The organism is Escherichia sp. 20412-1 (assembly GCF_003027595.1).
Taxonomy (GTDB): Bacteria; Pseudomonadota; Gammaproteobacteria; order Enterobacterales; family Enterobacteriaceae; genus Escherichia; species Escherichia marmotae.
This window is the reverse complement of the sequence record NZ_PYQM01000154.1, coordinates 1-211: the sequence shown is the minus strand read 5'-3', so window position 1 is coordinate 211 and position 211 is coordinate 1. Positions and strand designations below refer to the sequence as shown.

General features: G+C 38.9%; 1 protein-coding gene. It reads left to right on the top strand.

Annotation, left to right across the window (positions count from 1 at the left end; translation table 11 throughout):
• A partial coding sequence (locus C7B16_RS24460; protein ID WP_107180304.1) for an ISAs1 family transposase occupies positions 1-211 on the top strand: 211 nt, incomplete at both ends.

The window sequence follows — 211 nt, the reverse complement described above, 5'->3', positions numbered from 1 at the left end:
GTCATTAGTGCGTTCTCAATAATGCACAGTCTGGTCATCGGACAGATCAAGACGGATGAGAAATCTAATGAGATCACAGCTATCCCTGAACTTCTTAACATGTTGGATATTAAAGGAAAAATTATCACAACTGATGCGATGGGGTGCCAGAAAGATATTGCAGAGAAGATACAAAAACAGGGAGGTGATTATTTATTCGCTGTAAAAGGAA